Annotated in this window: 18 protein-coding genes; all 18 read left to right on the top strand. The window is 37.0% G+C overall.

The genetic code is table 11. The features are described 5' to 3' along the window. The first annotated feature begins 103 nt into the window (after positions 1-103). The 18 genes from AC4QJR_RS19685 to AC4QJR_RS19600 all read left to right on the top strand — a co-directional run bounded on the left by AC4QJR_RS19685 (position 104) and on the right by AC4QJR_RS19600 (position 16,340). Entirely contained in the window at positions 104-712 is a 609-nt protein-coding gene (locus AC4QJR_RS19685) for a YphA family membrane protein (RefSeq protein WP_098574812.1), read from the top strand. A gap of 253 nt (positions 713-965) precedes the next feature. Further along, positions 966-2,276 (top strand): ribosome biogenesis GTPase Der, encoded by a 1,311-nt coding sequence (gene der, locus AC4QJR_RS19680; protein ID WP_098574811.1) that lies wholly within the window; start codon positions 966-968, stop codon positions 2,274-2,276. A 23-nt stretch (positions 2,277-2,299) separates the two neighbouring features. Next, complete coding sequence (locus AC4QJR_RS19675) at positions 2,300-3,355, top strand: NAD(P)H-dependent glycerol-3-phosphate dehydrogenase (protein WP_375375047.1); 1,056 nt, start codon at positions 2,300-2,302, stop codon at positions 3,353-3,355. 269 nt (positions 3,356-3,624) lie between these two features. Then, positions 3,625-3,810 carry a DUF2768 domain-containing protein gene (locus tag AC4QJR_RS19670; RefSeq protein ID WP_098574809.1) on the top strand — a complete coding sequence of 62 codons (186 nt, stop codon included), beginning with the start codon at positions 3,625-3,627 and terminating at the stop codon, positions 3,808-3,810. A 31-nt stretch (positions 3,811-3,841) separates the two neighbouring features. Further along, a complete protein-coding gene (locus AC4QJR_RS19665; protein WP_496523938.1) occupies positions 3,842-4,552 on the top strand; it encodes a YphF family lipoprotein in 711 nt (236 codons plus the stop codon). Positions 4,553-4,823: 271 nt separating this feature from the next. Continuing rightward, complete coding sequence (gene spoIVA / locus AC4QJR_RS19660; protein WP_098574807.1) at positions 4,824-6,302, top strand: stage IV sporulation protein A; 1,479 nt, start codon at positions 4,824-4,826, stop codon at positions 6,300-6,302. A 394-nt stretch (positions 6,303-6,696) separates the two neighbouring features. After that, a complete protein-coding gene (locus AC4QJR_RS19655; protein WP_026563932.1) occupies positions 6,697-6,969 on the top strand; it encodes an HU family DNA-binding protein in 273 nt (90 codons plus the stop codon). 153 nt (positions 6,970-7,122) lie between these two features. Beyond that, positions 7,123-7,689: a GTP cyclohydrolase I FolE gene (gene folE / locus AC4QJR_RS19650; RefSeq protein ID WP_098574806.1), complete on the top strand. Its 567-nt coding sequence runs from the start codon at positions 7,123-7,125 to the stop codon at positions 7,687-7,689. Between the two features lie 31 nt (positions 7,690-7,720). Beyond that, complete coding sequence (gene mtrB / locus AC4QJR_RS19645) at positions 7,721-7,957, top strand: trp RNA-binding attenuation protein MtrB (protein WP_026563930.1); 237 nt, start codon at positions 7,721-7,723, stop codon at positions 7,955-7,957. 223 nt (positions 7,958-8,180) lie between these two features. Further along, positions 8,181-8,993: a heptaprenyl diphosphate synthase component 1 gene (locus AC4QJR_RS19640; RefSeq protein ID WP_496523937.1), complete on the top strand. Its 813-nt coding sequence runs from the start codon at positions 8,181-8,183 to the stop codon at positions 8,991-8,993. Between the two features lie 7 nt (positions 8,994-9,000). After that, entirely contained in the window at positions 9,001-9,705 is a 705-nt protein-coding gene (locus AC4QJR_RS19635; RefSeq protein ID WP_375375045.1) for a demethylmenaquinone methyltransferase, read from the top strand. Positions 9,706-9,748: 43 nt separating this feature from the next. After that, positions 9,749-10,711 (top strand): heptaprenyl diphosphate synthase component II, encoded by a 963-nt coding sequence (hepT, locus tag AC4QJR_RS19630; RefSeq protein WP_496523936.1) that lies wholly within the window; start codon positions 9,749-9,751, stop codon positions 10,709-10,711. A 100-nt stretch (positions 10,712-10,811) separates the two neighbouring features. Next, positions 10,812-11,258: a nucleoside-diphosphate kinase gene (gene ndk, locus AC4QJR_RS19625; protein ID WP_026563926.1), complete on the top strand. Its 447-nt coding sequence runs from the start codon at positions 10,812-10,814 to the stop codon at positions 11,256-11,258. Positions 11,259-11,423: 165 nt separating this feature from the next. Continuing rightward, on the top strand, positions 11,424-12,596 hold the full coding sequence (gene aroC, locus AC4QJR_RS19620) for a chorismate synthase (RefSeq protein ID WP_496526715.1): 1,173 nt from the start codon (positions 11,424-11,426) through the stop codon (positions 12,594-12,596). Further along, positions 12,596-13,666 carry a 3-dehydroquinate synthase gene (gene aroB / locus AC4QJR_RS19615; RefSeq protein ID WP_496523935.1) on the top strand — a complete coding sequence of 357 codons (1,071 nt, stop codon included), beginning with the start codon at positions 12,596-12,598 and terminating at the stop codon, positions 13,664-13,666. The genes aroC and aroB overlap by 1 nt, the downstream gene beginning before the upstream one ends. 15 nt (positions 13,667-13,681) lie before the next feature. Then, complete coding sequence (aroH, locus tag AC4QJR_RS19610) at positions 13,682-14,056, top strand: chorismate mutase (RefSeq protein ID WP_098574801.1); 375 nt, start codon at positions 13,682-13,684, stop codon at positions 14,054-14,056. Between the two features lie 54 nt (positions 14,057-14,110). Further along, a complete protein-coding gene (gene hisC, locus AC4QJR_RS19605; RefSeq protein WP_496523934.1) occupies positions 14,111-15,199 on the top strand; it encodes a histidinol-phosphate transaminase in 1,089 nt (362 codons plus the stop codon). A 34-nt stretch (positions 15,200-15,233) separates the two neighbouring features. Further along, positions 15,234-16,340 carry a prephenate dehydrogenase gene (locus AC4QJR_RS19600; RefSeq protein ID WP_496523933.1) on the top strand — a complete coding sequence of 369 codons (1,107 nt, stop codon included), beginning with the start codon at positions 15,234-15,236 and terminating at the stop codon, positions 16,338-16,340. The last annotated feature ends 8 nt before the right edge of the window (positions 16,341-16,348 follow it).

Here is a 16,348-nt window from a genome sequence, read left to right as displayed (position 1 = left end):
CACACCTCCTCTTAATAAGATGATTCACACAGAAAATATTATTCAAGGAAGTATGAAAGTACATAAAGATTACCAATAATGAAAATAATAGGAGGTGTATGAGTTGGAAGGAGCAATCTTTTATTGGGTCTTTTGGGGTTTTTGGATCTACTTGACCTTTATTGTGGAAAAGCAAAACCCATATCGATTAAAACTGGCTGCAATAGTATTAATAGTAGTAATATTAACGAATGTCCGGTTTGCTGTAGGAGGGTTTGATATACAGGCAAGCGGGTTATTTATGTTAGGCATTTGTTATTTTTTTATAAACCAAGAAAAACGAGGAGCACTCATTTATTTTTTCATTTGTTCATTCATCATTTCAATTGCCTACGTGACCTTCCATTTATTTGAGATATTTGATCCGGTTTGGATTATTTTTAAAAAGGAATGGATGATGGGGATTACCTTGTGGTATTTAGCCTTATTATTGCAGAAATCTTTAAAAGGGAGATTACTCATCATTTTTGCTGGTGCCATGCAAGGGGACATTTTATATGCGTTTATATTAAATAAATTCGATTTTCCATATGTAATAGGGACGTTTGCATACCTTGATGTTTGCTCACTGACAGCTCTATTACTTACAGGTTGGACCGCGTTAGAAAATCTAGGACCTATCCTCCAAAATCATTTTCATTTTTTGGAAAAAGGGAAGCAAAAATCATCTTGAAAAAGATTTAAAATTCTTGATGTCAGGTTTTCAGAAATCCGCTTTTCGGTTTTTTCCATTGCGGGAAAGGATTAACATTGATAAAATAACATAGTTAGGCCCTTCTAGAACACAGAAGGGTTTCTTTACTTAATAAGAACAAAGGGAATGACCCCTCATTATCGGGGAGGATGCCCCCACTGATGTAATTTTCACTCTATGCTAACATACTAATTCGTATTTAATTATAAGAAAGAAAGGATGGCGATTGTAATTGGTTAAACCTGTTATTGCCATTGTAGGACGGCCCAACGTAGGAAAATCAACAATTTTTAATCGGATTGTCGGCGAAAGAATTTCTATTGTGGAAGACATCCCTGGAGTTACAAGAGATCGTATCTATAGCTCTGGTGAGTGGTTAACACATGACTTCAACCTTATTGATACAGGTGGAATTGATATTGGTGATGAACCGTTTTTGGAACAAATTCGACAACAGGCTGAAATAGCCATTGATGAGGCAGATGTCATTATCTTCTTAACAAATGGACGTGAAGGGGTTACAGCAGCTGATGAGGAAGTGGCTAAAATATTATATCGGTCTAAAAAGCCTGTAGTATTAGCTGTTAATAAAATAGATAACCCAGAAATGCGTGATCAAATCTATGATTTTTATTCATTGGGATTTGGTGAACCAATTCCAATTTCAGGCTCACATGGGCTTGGTTTAGGAGACCTTTTAGATGAGGCTGCAAAACATTTCCCAAAAAACAAGACAGTTGAGTATGGAGAAGATGTAGTAAAGTTTTCACTAATAGGACGCCCCAATGTAGGGAAATCATCATTAGTCAATGCTATTTTAGGAGAGGAACGTGTAATCGTCAGTAATATTGCCGGTACAACTCGTGATGCCGTCGATTCTCCCTATACATATAATGGGGGAAAATATGTCATAATTGATACTGCGGGAATTAGGAAAAAAGGAAAAGTTTATGAAAGTACAGAAAAATATAGTGTACTTCGTGCTTTAAGGGCAATTGAACGTTCTGACGTTGTTCTTGTTGTCATTAATGCTGAAGAAGGCATCATTGAGCAGGACAAAAAGATTGCTGGGTATGCACACGAAGCGGGTAGGGCTGTCGTTATCGTGGTCAATAAGTGGGATGCAATTGAAAAAGATGAAAAAACTATGAAAGAGCTCGAACAAAAAATAAGGGAACATTTCTTATTTCTTAGTTATGCTCCAATTGTGTTTTTATCTGCAAAAACAAAAAAACGTGTTCATACGTTGCTCCCAATGATTAATACCGCTAGTGAAAACCATTCAATGAGAGTTGAAACAAGCGTGCTTAATGATGTGATCATGGATGCAGTCGCGATGAATCCGACACCAACAGACAATGGCAGACGTTTAAAAATATATTATACTACACAAGTGGCAGTTAAACCGCCGACCTTCGTTGTATTTGTAAATGAACCTGAATTATTACACTTTTCATATGAACGATTCTTAGAGAACAGAATCAGAGAAGCTTTTGGATTTGAAGGAACCCCTATCAAAATTTATGCAAGAGAAAGAAAATAAAGATAAGGTGGGTGTGATGTAAAGTGAAGGATACTAAATCAGCAATAGCCGTTATTGGAGCTGGGAGCTGGGGTACTGCTTTGGCAATCGTGCTAGCAGACAATCGGCATGAAGTTCGACTTTGGAGCCATAATGAAGGGCAAATCAAAGAAATTAATGAAGAGCACACCAACAAGAAATACCTTCCAGAGATTGACCTTTCAGAAATGATTGTAGGATACTCATCATTAACTGATGCCTTAGCGGGCGTAGATACACTTATATTAGCCGTCCCGACAAAGGCAATACGTGAAGTAATCGGTAAAATTCGTACTGTACATGCAGAACCATTGACAATTGCGCATGTTAGTAAAGGGATTGAACCTGATTCATTACTTCGCATCTCTGAAATTATTCAAGAGGAAATGCCTAAAGATTTATTAAAGGATGTTGTTGTTTTATCCGGTCCAAGTCACGCAGAAGAAGTTAGCCTTCGCCACCCAACAACGGTTACCGTAACTTCTGAGAATATGGAAGCAGCGGAAAAAATACAGGATTTATTTATCAACAATAATTTTCGTGTTTATACTAATTCAGATGTCATTGGTGTGGAAATTGGTGGTGCATTAAAAAACATAATTGCACTTGCAGCCGGTATTACTGATGGTTTAGGTTATGGTGATAATGCTAAAGCCGCATTAATGACACGAGGGTTAGCAGAAATCGCTCGCCTTGGTACGAAAATGGGTGCTAATCCATTAACATTTTCTGGACTTGCAGGTATCGGTGATTTAATTGTGACATGTACAAGTGTCCATTCAAGGAACTGGAGAGCAGGAAACCTATTAGGTAAAGGGAAAACCCTAAATGAGGTTTTGGACAATATGGGGATGGTAGTGGAAGGTGTTCGAACCACCAAGGCTGCTTATCAGTTGGCCAAAAGGTATGATGTGAACATGCCGATTACCTTTGCCCTATATGATGTCTTATTTAATGGGAAGAGAGCAGCGGATGCTGTAGATGTTTTAATGGCCCGCGGCAAGACGCATGAAATGGAAGATTTGGTTAATGTCTTAGAGGAACGAAATATTGAAGATTAAAAAAATATAGCATAGCGGAGAAATAGGGCCTCATGCTTTGAAAAGTTTTTCTTAAAAATGGGCGTTCGGTGAGACGCTTTGTGTCTAGATTGCATACAATGCAACGAAGCAACCTAGAAGTTATACGCAGGTATGGGTTATTTAGTCGTTAAAGCTGAAGTAAAGAATTCGCCCCTCTTTACTTCAGTTTTTTTTTTTTTTGTTTAAAATTTTTCTAGAAAAGTTATCGCTTGTGATATAATTAATCTTCGAAAAAGGGGGAGTTAAGTTTGTCGCCAGCTATGCTTAAAATGTGGATCTCAATTGCAGGAATGGGTTTTATGTTCTTGGCAATTATCACAATTTATCTAAGTAGATATAAGCTAAAAGGAGTACTCAGAATTGCTACTGCGATTATCGCTTACTTATTAATGATTATTGCCGGAATAACGCTTCTAATTGTTTTTTTCACATAATGGGAGTTAATACATAATAAAAGGTGATTGTATGAAATGGAACGTACTCAGTTGTTTTCTAGTATTTACTGCTCTTTTCCTATCGGGCTGCATGTTTCCCGAAGAGGAATTAGCAAAAAATCAAATCCCATATAAAGATCAAATTTTAGCTGTTCAAACAGCAGTAGATACCTTTAAGGAGGATAATGGCGGGATTCTTCCGATAAAAACCAAAGAAGCAGAAACCCCGATTTATCAAAAGTATCCTATTGATTTTAAAAAAATTACACCAAAATATATCGCTGAGCCTCCTGGTAACGCATACGAAAGCGGTGGGATCTTCCAATATGTCCTTGTGGATGTTGAAACCCAGCCAACTGTAAAATTATTTGATTTAAGAATAACAGAAGCCATACGTGATATTAAATTACGAATCAAAACAAAAGGGTATCCTCCCTATAAAGAACAAATCGCAAAGAATGTTTTTACTCTTGATTATAAACAATTAGGGTATAAAAAACCCCCTTTTGTAGCAAGTCCATTTACAAATCAAAATTTATCCTTTGTCATTACAGGCAGTGCTGAAGTATATGTAGATTATCGCCCCGATTTATATCAAGCCATGGAAAATAAAGATATGAAGGTAAAACCCGGTGAAGATATTCGGCCAATTTTAGTGAAGGATTCCATGTTTGTGCCTGCATATTCCTTACCATATACCTGGGATTCTAAGACGAAAGAACCAGTATTTTTAGAAGAATAAATAGTCATAACCCTTTTCCGATGAAATATATTGTAGGAGAAGGGTTTTTTTTGGCTATTCCCAAAAGAAAACATATATTGAAACCCTCCATAATATCAAATGTTCAGACACTACAGATACAAGAGAACCTAGTGAATTTTTAATAAGGGGGGTAAAAAATTTTTATAAAAGTGTCATAACATTGTAGGACAACATCATAAACATATAGTGTCCAAAAATACCTAAAATGGATGTTTAATCCCACTTTACTCAATGATCGGGAGGGGATCACTTGGAAAAGGTTGATATTTTTAAAGATATTGCCGAGAGAACAGGCGGTGATATTTATTTAGGCGTAGTAGGTGCAGTACGGACTGGAAAATCAACATTTATTAAAAAATTTATGGAGCTTGTTGTTTTACCGAATATAAACAGTGAAGCTGAGAGGTCACGTGCACTGGATGAGTTACCTCAAAGTGCTGCAGGAAAAACAATTATGACAACCGAGCCAAAATTCGTACCAAATCAAGCAGCCACTGTCCATGTTGATGATGGATTAAATGTCAATATCAGGCTAGTTGATTGTGTAGGCTATACGGTGCCAGGCGCGAAAGGCTATGAGGATGAAAATGGTCCAAGAATGATTACCACTCCTTGGTATGAGGAACCAATCCCATTTCATGAAGCTGCTGAAATTGGCACAAGAAAAGTGATCCAAGAACATTCAACTATTGGGGTTGTTGTAACGACTGATGGGACGATTGGAGAAATTCCAAGAAGTAATTATATTGAAGCAGAAGAAAGAGTTATTGATGAATTGAAAGAAGTTGGCAAACCGTTTATCATGGTTGTTAACAGTGCACAGCCATACCATCCAAGCACTGAAACACTAAGATCGAGTTTAGCAGAAAAATATGATATTCCGGTAATTGCTATGAGTGTTGAAAGCATGCGGGACAGCGATGTTCTTAACGTTCTCCGTGAAGCACTCTACGAGTTCCCAGTCCTTGAAGTCAATGTGAACCTGCCAAGTTGGGTGATGGTCCTTAGAGAAAACCATTGGCTTCGTGAAAGCTATCAAGAGGCTGTTAAAGATACTGTAAAAGATATCAAGAGATTAAGAGATGTTGACAGGGTTGTTCAACACTTTAGCGAATTTGAATTCATTGAACGAGCTGGCTTAGCTGGAATTGAAATGGGCTCGGGTGTCGCTGAAATCGACTTATATGCACCAGATGAATTGTATGATGATATATTAAAAGAAATCGTTGGAGTCGAAATTCGCGGAAAAGATCATCTTCTTGAATTAATGCAGGATTTTGCTCATGCAAAAGCAGAATATGACCACATTGCCGATGCACTAAAAATGGTTAAACAAACGGGTTACGGTATTGCCTCACCAACCCTTTCAGATATGAGTCTTGAAGAACCAGAAATTATTCGTCAAGGTGCACGATTTGGTGTAAGGCTGCGAGCTGTAGCACCATCCATCCATATGATAAAAGTGGATGTGGAATCGGAATTCGCGCCAATTATTGGTACTGAAAAACAAAGTGAGGAACTAGTGAGATACCTAATGCAGGATTTTGAAGATGATCCGTTATCCATCTGGAATTCAGATATCTTTGGCCGCAGCTTAAGTTCTATTGTTCGAGAAGGGATCCAAGCAAAGCTTTCATTAATGCCAGAAAATGCACGATATAAATTAAAAGAAACATTAGAGAGAATTATTAACGAAGGTTCAGGTGGCCTAATTGCCATTATACTTTAAGCTATGGACTCCAATTCGGAGTCTTTTTTCTTTGAAAAGAAAGCCTGAATTATGTGACAAATTGCCATTATTTTAAAATATCTACTAAATAGGATCAAATTAAGTAGAATTTTGTTGAAACAAAGAAAAGATTACCATAATTTCATGAATTCTTCTTGATAAGCTGTTTTGATTATGATAATCTTTTAACTGAATTACATTATAGCGTTTGAACCCTTATTTCATAAGGGTTTTTCCTAAAAAAATAGATTCTAGTTACCAATTTAATCATTTATGGTAATTTTGGTAATAAAACCGCGCTATGACGTATAGAAATTAGAAAAATTGTTTAGAAATGTAGATAAGTAATCTTATTTACGAATCTTGATAATTTCTTTGGGAGGAGGTGAATGGCATGAACAAGACAGAACTTATTAATGCAGTTGCTGAAGCTAGCGAACTTTCTAAAAAGGACGCAACTAAAGCAGTTGATGCTGTTTTTGATGCGATTTTAGATGCTTTAAAAAATGGTGATAAAGTACAATTAATCGGTTTTGGAAACTTTGAAGTACGTGAGCGTGCAGCTCGTAAAGGTCGTAACCCTCAAACAGGTGAGGAAATCGATATCGCTGCTAGCAAAGTTCCAGCTTTTAAACCAGGTAAAGCGCTTAAAGACGCAGTAAAATAATTACATAAATTTATTGCTTTAAGCGAATGCTTAAGCAAAAAGGTCATGGCTATGTCCATGGCCTTTTTTCTATTTTTTTTGCTTGAACTTTAATGATTGTGCTAATATGTATTTGTCATATATACTTGACTGAACATTAGGAGGAATTTTTATATGTCACAAGTAAATCGTGCCCAAATTGAAGATGCGGTACGTTTAATATTAGAAGCAATCGGGGAAGACCCAAATCGTGAAGGTCTCCATGACACACCAAAACGTGTAGCAAAAATGTATGAAGAAGTTTTTAGCGGGTTAAATGAGGATCCAAGGAAGCATTTTGAAACAATCTTTAGTGAAGACCACGAAGAGTTGGTATTGGTTAAAGATATACCGTTTTATTCCATGTGTGAACATCATCTTGTACCTTTCTTTGGAAAAGCGCATGTAGCATACATTCCAAGAAATGGTCGTGTGACCGGATTAAGTAAATTAGCAAGGGCAGTGGAAGCAGTAGCAAAGAGACCTCAACTTCAAGAACGGATTACTTCCACGATTGCCGACAGTATGATGGAGAAATTAGAGCCTCATGGGGTCATGGTGGTCGTCGAAGCAGAACATATGTGTATGACTATGCGTGGAGTTAAAAAGCCTGGCTCTAAAACAGTAACCACGGCTGTCCGCGGTATTCTATCAGATGATGCGGTTGCACGGTCTGAAGTGCTCTCGTTAATTAAATATTAGTCCTATTTCTAAGAATATTTGAGGTGTTTATATGGAGAAGAGAGAAAACCAAAACAGTGAGTACGTAGTTATTAAGGCAATCGAAGATGGAGTTAATGTGATCGGTTTAACAAGGGGCTCTGATACCAAATTTCATCATTCAGAGAAGCTTGATAAAGGAGAAGTCCTAATTGCTCAATTTACAGAGCATACTTCGGCGATAAAAATCAGGGGAAATGCTAAAATACTTACACACCTTGGTGAAATTGAAAGTGAAATAAAAAAATAATTCTAATCACACTGTTTTCATCTTATTTCATATTAGCTAAAATGATTATTTTGTGAATATCTGCCTTAAGAATACCTTTTATGTTATAATGGTGTTTGCCTTGTTTTTAGAATGAATGATTAATTATTTTTCATTATTAAAGGCTAAACGGCATGAATTTTACTATGCAAATAGGAAATAAGAATACATAAAGACATTACTAGGGGAAGCAAGGGTGATTTAATTGCTGGACATTCGACAAAAATTCACAAATATTCGAGAGCAGGTCGAACAAAGAGTTTATGATACATATCTGCTCAAATATATTGAGACTCCAATTATTGATGAAGATAAACTTCTTATCCTGGTCTCAATTATGGAACGCCTCGAATTGTCATTCAGCGATATGCAAAATTACGCCTTATCATCAATGTTAATACAAATCGCCCTTGATACACATGAACATATTTCAGATGCATCTGTTGACGAAAAAAATCGTCAATTAACTGTTCTTGCTGGGGATTATTTCAGCGGTCTTTATTATAAACTTCTTGCAGAAGCAGAAGATATTTTGATGATTAAGGCACTTTCAAAAGGAATTAAGGATGTAAATGAAAATAAAATTTCTGTTTATCACCATGAATTTGTTTCAGTTGAGGAATTAATGATAAGCATAAAAAGGATAGAAAGTTCCTTACTAGCTCGTCTTTCTGAGTATTTTAAAGTTGACCTCTGGAACGAATTTCTTGAGAATTTGATGTTGTTTAAACGGTTACTGGATGAAAAGAGTCAATTTATTAAAACAGAAAGATCCGTCTTATTCGAAGCCTTGACCTCAATTGTTTTCCCAATCCATAACTTTAAATTGAAAAAATTATCTAGTGAACAGAAGAGTCATTTATTTCAATATTGTGACCAGTATCTTGAAAGTTCAAAAAAAGTAATAGAAAATGGATTAGAGCAACTTCCTTACTTAAATGAACTGCTTGAAATTAGAATTATATCGCTCTTAAACCAATACCAGCCATATGCGAAAACTTTTGTGGAAGAAGGGTAATAAAAACATGCAGGAATCGAAAGAACAGCGGGTTCACAATGTGTTTGAAAAAATTTCCGATAACTACGATAAAATGAATTCTGTTATCAGTTTCCAACAACACATAAAGTGGCGGAAAGACACAATGAAAAGAATGGATGTAAAGCCGGGCTCACGAGCTCTTGATGTTTGCTGCGGGACCGCTGATTGGACTATAGCATTAGCTGAGGCAGTGGGTCCGACAGGGGACGTTACAGGTTTGGATTTTAGCCAAAACATGCTTAATGTGGGGATTGAAAAGGTTAAGGACCTGGGATTAAAACAGGTGAAATTAGTACATGGTAATGCAATGGAACTCCCTTTTCCAGATAATAGTTTTGATTATGTGACGATTGGTTTTGGCTTAAGGAATGTCCCGGACTACCTGCAAGTATTAAAAGAGATGCATCGTGTTGTAAAACCTGGCGGTATTGCTGTCTGTTTAGAGACATCACAGCCTACTTTAATCGGCTATAAACAGCTCTATTATTTTTACTTTCGTTATATTATGCCGATGTTTGGTAAATTACTCGCAAAAAGTTATCGCGAATATGCATGGCTGCATGAATCAGCACGTGAGTTTCCAGGGATGAAGGAACTTGCTAAAATGTTTGAACAAGCCGGCTTTAAAGATGTAAAATATAAACCATATAGCGGCGGCGCAGCAGCTGTTCATATTGGCAGAAAAAATTAATTTATTGTACTTGAAGACAGGATGAAAAGCTGGGTGAATACAAATGAAATTAAAAATGATGTATTCATTTTTGAATTCGGATATTAACTTGATTGAAAAAAAGCTAGAAGAGACCATACATGCGGAGTCCCTTCTGCTTAAACAAGCTTCTATGCATACATTACAAGCCGGAGGAAAAAGAATTCGTCCTGTTTTTGTTTTGCTTGCTGGTAAATTTGGAAATTATGATATACATGTGATGAAAAATGTTGCTGTTGCCCTTGAATTAATTCATATGGCATCACTTGTCCATGATGATGTGATTGATGATGCGGATCTACGGCGAGGGCAGCCAACCGTGAAATCTAAATGGGATAACAAAATTGCTATGTATACTGGTGATTTTGTTTTTGCTCTTGCGATAGAATTAATGACTAACATTGAAAACCCAATTGCTCATAAAATTTTATCTAATACCATTGTTGAAGTGTCATTAGGGGAAATTCAACAAATAAAAGATAAATATCGATTTAATCAAAATCTCCGAGATTATCTTCGTAGAATTAAGAGAAAGACTGCACTATTAATTGCTGTAAGTTGTCAATTGGGGGCTATTGCTGCTGATGTAGAAGAATCTGTCCATAAAAAACTATACCGTTTTGGTTACTACGTTGGAATGTCATATCAAATTATCGATGATATTTTAGATTTTACATCTACTGAGAAGGAACTAGGAAAGCCGGCAGGCGGAGACTTGCTGCAGGGGAATATTACCGCACCTGCACTTTTTGCAATGGAAAAGGCTGAAATACGCGCAGAAATTGAAAAGGTGCATGAATCCATGACTCCTTCAGAGATAAAGAAGATTATCACTATTATTAAAGACTCAGATGCAATTGAAAAATCAATCGCTCTTAGTGATCTTTACCTTAAAAAAGCTTTGGCTGAATTAGAAGGGTTACCTGCAAATAGAACAAAAAAAACCCTTCATGACTTAGCAAGATTCATTGGGAAACGAAAATTTTAAATCAACTTGTTAAATTTTCGAAAAAATGATAATATTTTTCATGGATTGTTTTCTAAAAAACATTCAATATACATAATAATTTTTATTAGGAGTGGAATTCATGGAAAAAACTTTTTTAATGGTAAAACCTGATGGTGTACAACGTAACCTAATTGGAGAAATCGTCTCACGTTTTGAAAGAAAGGGCTTTCAATTAGTAGGAGCTAAATTAATGAGCATTCCTAATGAACTAGCTGAAGAACATTATGGAGAACATAAAGAGCGTCCATTCTTCGGAGAATTAGTCGATTTTATTACTTCTGGACCTGTTTTTGCAATGGTTTGGCAAGGTGAAAATGTGATTGCTACTGCTCGTCAAATGATGGGTTCTACCAATCCAAAAGATGCTGCACCTGGAACAATCCGCGGTGATTTTGGATTAACAGTTGGGAAAAATGTTATCCATGGGTCTGATTCACCTGCTAGTGCTGAGCGTGAAATTGGCTTATTCTTTAAAGATTCCGGTGTAGTAGAGTACAATAAACTAGTAAACGAATGGATCTACTAATTGAAATAAAAGAAAGGCATTTGTATAAGAAATTATACAAATGCCTTTTTTTATATGAAAAATTTATTCCTTTTTTTCTGAATAGTTATACTATGTTTATTGCGCAGTATATGGTATATTGATACAAAATTCTTTAATGAGTTGAAGGGGGAAAGTAATATGGGAATGAGATATTTAACAGCAGGAGAATCCCATGGGCCGCAATTAACAACGATTATAGAAGGCCTCCCTGCGGGTATGCCAATATTATTGGAAGATATAAATGAAGAATTATCAAGGCGCCAGAAAGGTTATGGGCGTGGAAGAAGAATGCAAATTGAAAAGGATACAGCCCAAATTGTTTCCGGTGTCCGTCACGGGTACACTCTCGGCTCACCCGTTGCATTAGTAGTTCAAAATAATGACTGGAAGCATTGGACAAAGATTATGGGAGCAGAACCTTTAGAAGAAGGACAAGAAGATGAGGTAAAACGGAAGGTAACGCGTGCTCGTCCAGGTCATGCAGATTTAAACGGCGCTATTAAATATGGACACAGGGATATGAGAAATGTCCTTGAACGATCTTCTGCACGTGAAACAACCGTCAGAGTTGCAGCAGGTTCTGTAGCGAAAAAGCTTCTATCATTAGTGGGTGTTGAAATAGTGTCCCATGTGGTTGAAATAGGCGGAATTAAAGCTAGTATTGATCGCTCCATTTCTATTAATGAATTGAAGGAAAAGACAGAACTATCCCCTGTACGATGCGCTGATGCTGCCGTGGAAAGTGATATGATGGCTGCTATTGATGAAGCAAAGAAAAATGGCGATTCAATAGGGGGAGTTGTAGAAGTAATCGCTACGGGTATGCCAGCAGGTGTAGGAAGTTATGTACATTATGATCGTAAATTGGATGGAAAATTGGCAGCCGCTATTATGAGTATAAATGCCTTTAAAGGGGTCGAAATTGGTATTGGCTTTGAGGCTGCAAGGAAACCTGGAAGTGAAGTTCATGATGAAATTGCATGGGACCAAGAAAAAGGTTACTACCGGAAGTCTAATCGACTTGGTGGATTTGAAGGTGGGATGACAACAGGCATGCCGGTTGTGGTCAGAGGTGTAATGAAACCTATCCCAACTTTATATAAACCTCTTATGAGCGTTGATATTGATACAAAAGAGCCGTTTGCAGCAAGTGTCGAGCGTTCTGACAGTTGTGCAGTGCCTGCTGCAGCTGTTGTTGCAGAACATGCGGTGGCATGGGAACTTGCCAATGCTTTGGTTGAACAATTTTATAGTGACCGCTTTGACACTTTTACGAAGGAAATTAAAAGACAGCGGGAATATGCGAGGGAATTTTAATGGAAACCATTCAAATCCATACAGATTCTAAAAATTATAATGTCTATGTGGGAGAAGGGGTAAGGAAAGAAATTGGTCCTTTTTTAGCGAGACATTTTGACGGCCTAACTCGAATATTAATTATTACCGATGAAACGGTTGCAGCGCTTCATCTGGAAAAATTATTGTTTGAGCTGAAATCGTTAAATCCTGTAATTTTTACTGCTCCTAGTGGGGAAAAAGCCAAAACCTTTGAAGTTTACTACGCTGCGCTTTCAACAGCACTTGAAAACAAACTAGATCGGAAATCTGTTATTCTTTCCTTTGGAGGAGGGGCTGTTGGGGATTTGTCAGGATTTGTTGCAGCATCCTTTATGAGGGGCATTCCATTTATTCAGGTGCCGACTACTATATTAGCTCATGACAGTGCAGTTGGCGGCAAGGTAGCCATCAATCATCCGCTCGGGAAAAATATGATTGGGGCTTTCCATCAGCCAGAAGCTGTTTTTTATGATTTAGCCTTCCTTAAAACACTACCAGTTCATGAAATTCGTTCTGGTTTTGCTGAGGTTATTAAACATGCACTTATTGATGATGTCGATTTCTATAATTGGTTAAAAGATAATGTGCAAAACCTTCAAACCTTACCAATGGAGATGTTATCGGAATCTTTAATAAAAGGTATAAGGATAAAAGGTAAAATTGTTGGTCAGGATGAACGAGAAACGGGGATTAGGGCTTTCTTGAATTTTGGCCACACACTGGGGCATGCCATTGAATCGGAGATGGGTTATGGGAACTTTACACATGGGGAAGCAGTGATGATAGGAATGCTTTATGCCCTAAGGCTAAGTAACCAATTACTAGGTCTTAACTTTGATATAAAAGAATTTACAAATTGGATTGAAAGACTAGGTTATGAATCTAAAATTCCAGAAATTCTATCCCATGAAAGATTAATCAACAAAATGAAGCAGGATAAAAAATCAGTTAGGGATGCTATTCACTTTGTTCTACTTGAACAATTGGGTCAGCCTACTGTTAAGGAACTATCTGAAAAAGTACTATACGAACAATTAAACAGTAATTAATAAGGGGGACTTTTCTTGATTAGAGGGGTAAGAGGAGCAATTACGATTGACCAGAATTCCGAAGAGGAAATCATCTCTGCAACAGAAGAACTTTTTGTACGGTTAATTGAAGATAATCATATTCAACCAGATCAAGTTGGGTCAATTTTCATTTCTACAACAGATGATGTTAACGCTGCATTCCCTGCAAGAGCTCTTCGTAAATTTGAGGGGTGGACCTATGTCCCTGTGATGTGTATGCAGGAAATTCCTGTTCCCAATTCGTTAAAGAAGTGTGTCAGAGTCATGATGCATGTGAATACGAACAAGTCACAAGAAGAGATTATTCATGTATACTTAAAAGGTGCAACTGTTCTGAGACCCGACCTTGGCAGCAGTCTAGCAAAATAGGTAAAAACGATAAAGCTGTAATAGAATAACTTATTACGAACGGAGTGAATTAATATGAGATGGAAAGAGCAGTTATTACAACTGACACCTTATCAACCAGGGAAATCAATCGAAGCTGTGAAGAGGCAATATAAACTGGACAAGATAGTAAAGCTGGCATCAAATGAAAATCCTTTTGGATGCTCATCTCAGGCCTTGGATGCACTTCAATCAAATCAAACAAGTTTGGCAATTTATCCGGATGGCTATGCCACTATTTTACGAGAGACCCTTTCAACCTATTTGCAGGTTGATGAAGAAGAATTAATCTTTGGAAATGGCTCAGATAACTTAATTCAAATTATTTCAAGGGCACTGTTACATCCGAATGCTAATACAATTATGGCTACACCTAGCTTTTCACAATATAAGCATAACGCAGTGATTGAAGGCGCGGTCTGCAAAGAAATCCCACTTGTAAACGGAAACCATGATTTAGATTCCATGTTGGCAGCCATTGATGATCAGACCAATGTCATTTGGCTATGCAGTCCTAATAATCCTACTGGTACCTATATACCTGAATCTAAGTTAAACGCCTTTCTTGAAAAAGTTCCTGCTGATATTCTGGTCGTACTAGATGAAGCTTATTATGAATATGTTGTTGCAGAAGATTACTATGATTCCATTAAATTAGCTCAAAAGTATGAAAATTTAATTGTCCTTAGAACTTTTTCAAAAATATACGGTCTCGCTGCCTTAAGAATTGGCTATGGGGTTGCCAATCCTTCAATTATTAAAGCACTTGAACCTGCTCGGGAGCCATTTAATGTTAATTCTTTAGGCCAATTAGCGGCGTCAGCAGCCATAAAAGATCAGCAATTTATTAACAGCTGCAAAGAAAAAAATAGGCAGGGACTAGAACAGTTCTATGAATTCTGTGGGAAGTATGAACTCGATTATTATCCATCACAAACCAATTTTATATTAATTGATTGTAAAACAGATGGGGACGTGGTGTTCCAGAATCTAATGCAGAGAGGCTATATTGTTCGCTCTGGGAAAGCTCTTGGTTTTCCTACAGGGGTTAGAATTACAATAGGGTCATTTGAACAAAATGAAGGTGTTCTCCATGCATTAGGAGAATTTTTATCACAAAAGTAAAACAGTTCTGCTTTGTTTTTAGGGGGAGTTATCATTGAAAGGCCGTGTTTTTGTTATAGGGTTAGGATTAATAGGCGGTTCTCTAGCCCTATGTATAAAAAAGGAACATGAGGATGCAACGATTGTAGGATTTGATATTAATAGTGAACAAGCAAGACTAGCAAAAATGCTTGGGGTTATCGATGAAATAGCTGAAGATATCCAAAGTGGCGCTATTGATGCTAATTTAATTATTATTTCTGCACCTGTAAATGAAACAGAGGAAATTATCAAGTTCCTTGCGGGTCTCCCTCTTCATCCAGAGGTAATCGTGACAGATACAGGTAGTACAAAAAGCAAGATTGTTGGAAGTGCCAAAAGCCTAAAAGAGAGAGGAATCACCTTTATCGGCGGGCATCCAATGGCGGGATCACATAAAAGTGGTGTTTCTGCTGCCAAAGAAATTCTATTTGAAAATGCGTTTTATCTGTTAACACCAAAGGAACATATCGAAGATTCAAAAGTAAAAATATTAAAATCATGGTTAATTGGAACTAAAGCCAAGTTTTTAACTATCACACCAGAAAATCATGATTATCTTACAGGGATTGTCAGTCATTTTCCTCATATCATCGCTGCCTCAATTGTTCGCCAAACTGAAAAGTTAGCTGAAGCAGAGAGTTTAATTCCGCGTCTTGCAGCAGGCGGGTTTAGAGATATTACCCGGATTGCCTCCAGCAGTCCGAAGATGTGGAAAGATATTCTCCTCCACAATCGTGAGATATTAATTGAATTGCTCAATCAGTGGCAAGATGAGATGAATGATGTCAAAATGCTGCTTGAAGATGAAAACAGTTCGGCAATATTTGACTATTTTCACCAAGCAAAACAATTCCGTGATGGTCTGCCTCAAAAAGATAAGGGTGCAATTCCGGCATTTTATGATTTATTTGTTGATGTACCGGACTACCCAGGGGTCGTTTCCGAGATTACTGGTTATTTAGCGAAGGAAGAAATAAGTATCACAAATATTCGAATTTTAGAAACACGTGAAGATATAAATGGTGTCTTAGTAATTAGTTTTCAAACAGAAGAGGACCGTCAAAAAGCGGAACAATGTATTGGCTCCTATTCTAGTTATGCTACATCTATTGGATCTTAAAATGATAA

The organism is Neobacillus sp. BP17, assembly GCF_059579525.1.
This window is presented reverse-complemented; position numbering and strand designations above follow the sequence as displayed.

What these genes read in the sequence shown, in the direction of transcription:
- AC4QJR_RS19665 (WP_496523938.1), top strand. Translation starts at nt 3,842, where the DNA reads ATGAAATGGAACGTACTCAGTTGTTTTCTAGTATTTACTGCTCTTTTC.
- AC4QJR_RS19655 (WP_026563932.1), top strand. Translation starts at nt 6,697, where the DNA reads ATGAACAAGACAGAACTTATTAATGCAGTTGCTGAAGCTAGCGAACTT.
- folE (WP_098574806.1), top strand. Translation starts at nt 7,123, where the DNA reads ATGTCACAAGTAAATCGTGCCCAAATTGAAGATGCGGTACGTTTAATA.
- mtrB (WP_026563930.1), top strand. Translation starts at nt 7,721, where the DNA reads ATGGAGAAGAGAGAAAACCAAAACAGTGAGTACGTAGTTATTAAGGCA.
- AC4QJR_RS19635 (WP_375375045.1), top strand. Translation starts at nt 9,001, where the DNA reads ATGCAGGAATCGAAAGAACAGCGGGTTCACAATGTGTTTGAAAAAATT.
- hepT (WP_496523936.1), top strand. Translation starts at nt 9,749, where the DNA reads ATGAAATTAAAAATGATGTATTCATTTTTGAATTCGGATATTAACTTG.
- ndk (WP_026563926.1), top strand. Translation starts at nt 10,812, where the DNA reads ATGGAAAAAACTTTTTTAATGGTAAAACCTGATGGTGTACAACGTAAC.
- aroC (WP_496526715.1), top strand. Translation starts at nt 11,424, where the DNA reads ATGAGATATTTAACAGCAGGAGAATCCCATGGGCCGCAATTAACAACG.
- aroB (WP_496523935.1), top strand. Translation starts at nt 12,596, where the DNA reads ATGGAAACCATTCAAATCCATACAGATTCTAAAAATTATAATGTCTAT.
- hisC (WP_496523934.1), top strand. Translation starts at nt 14,111, where the DNA reads ATGAGATGGAAAGAGCAGTTATTACAACTGACACCTTATCAACCAGGG.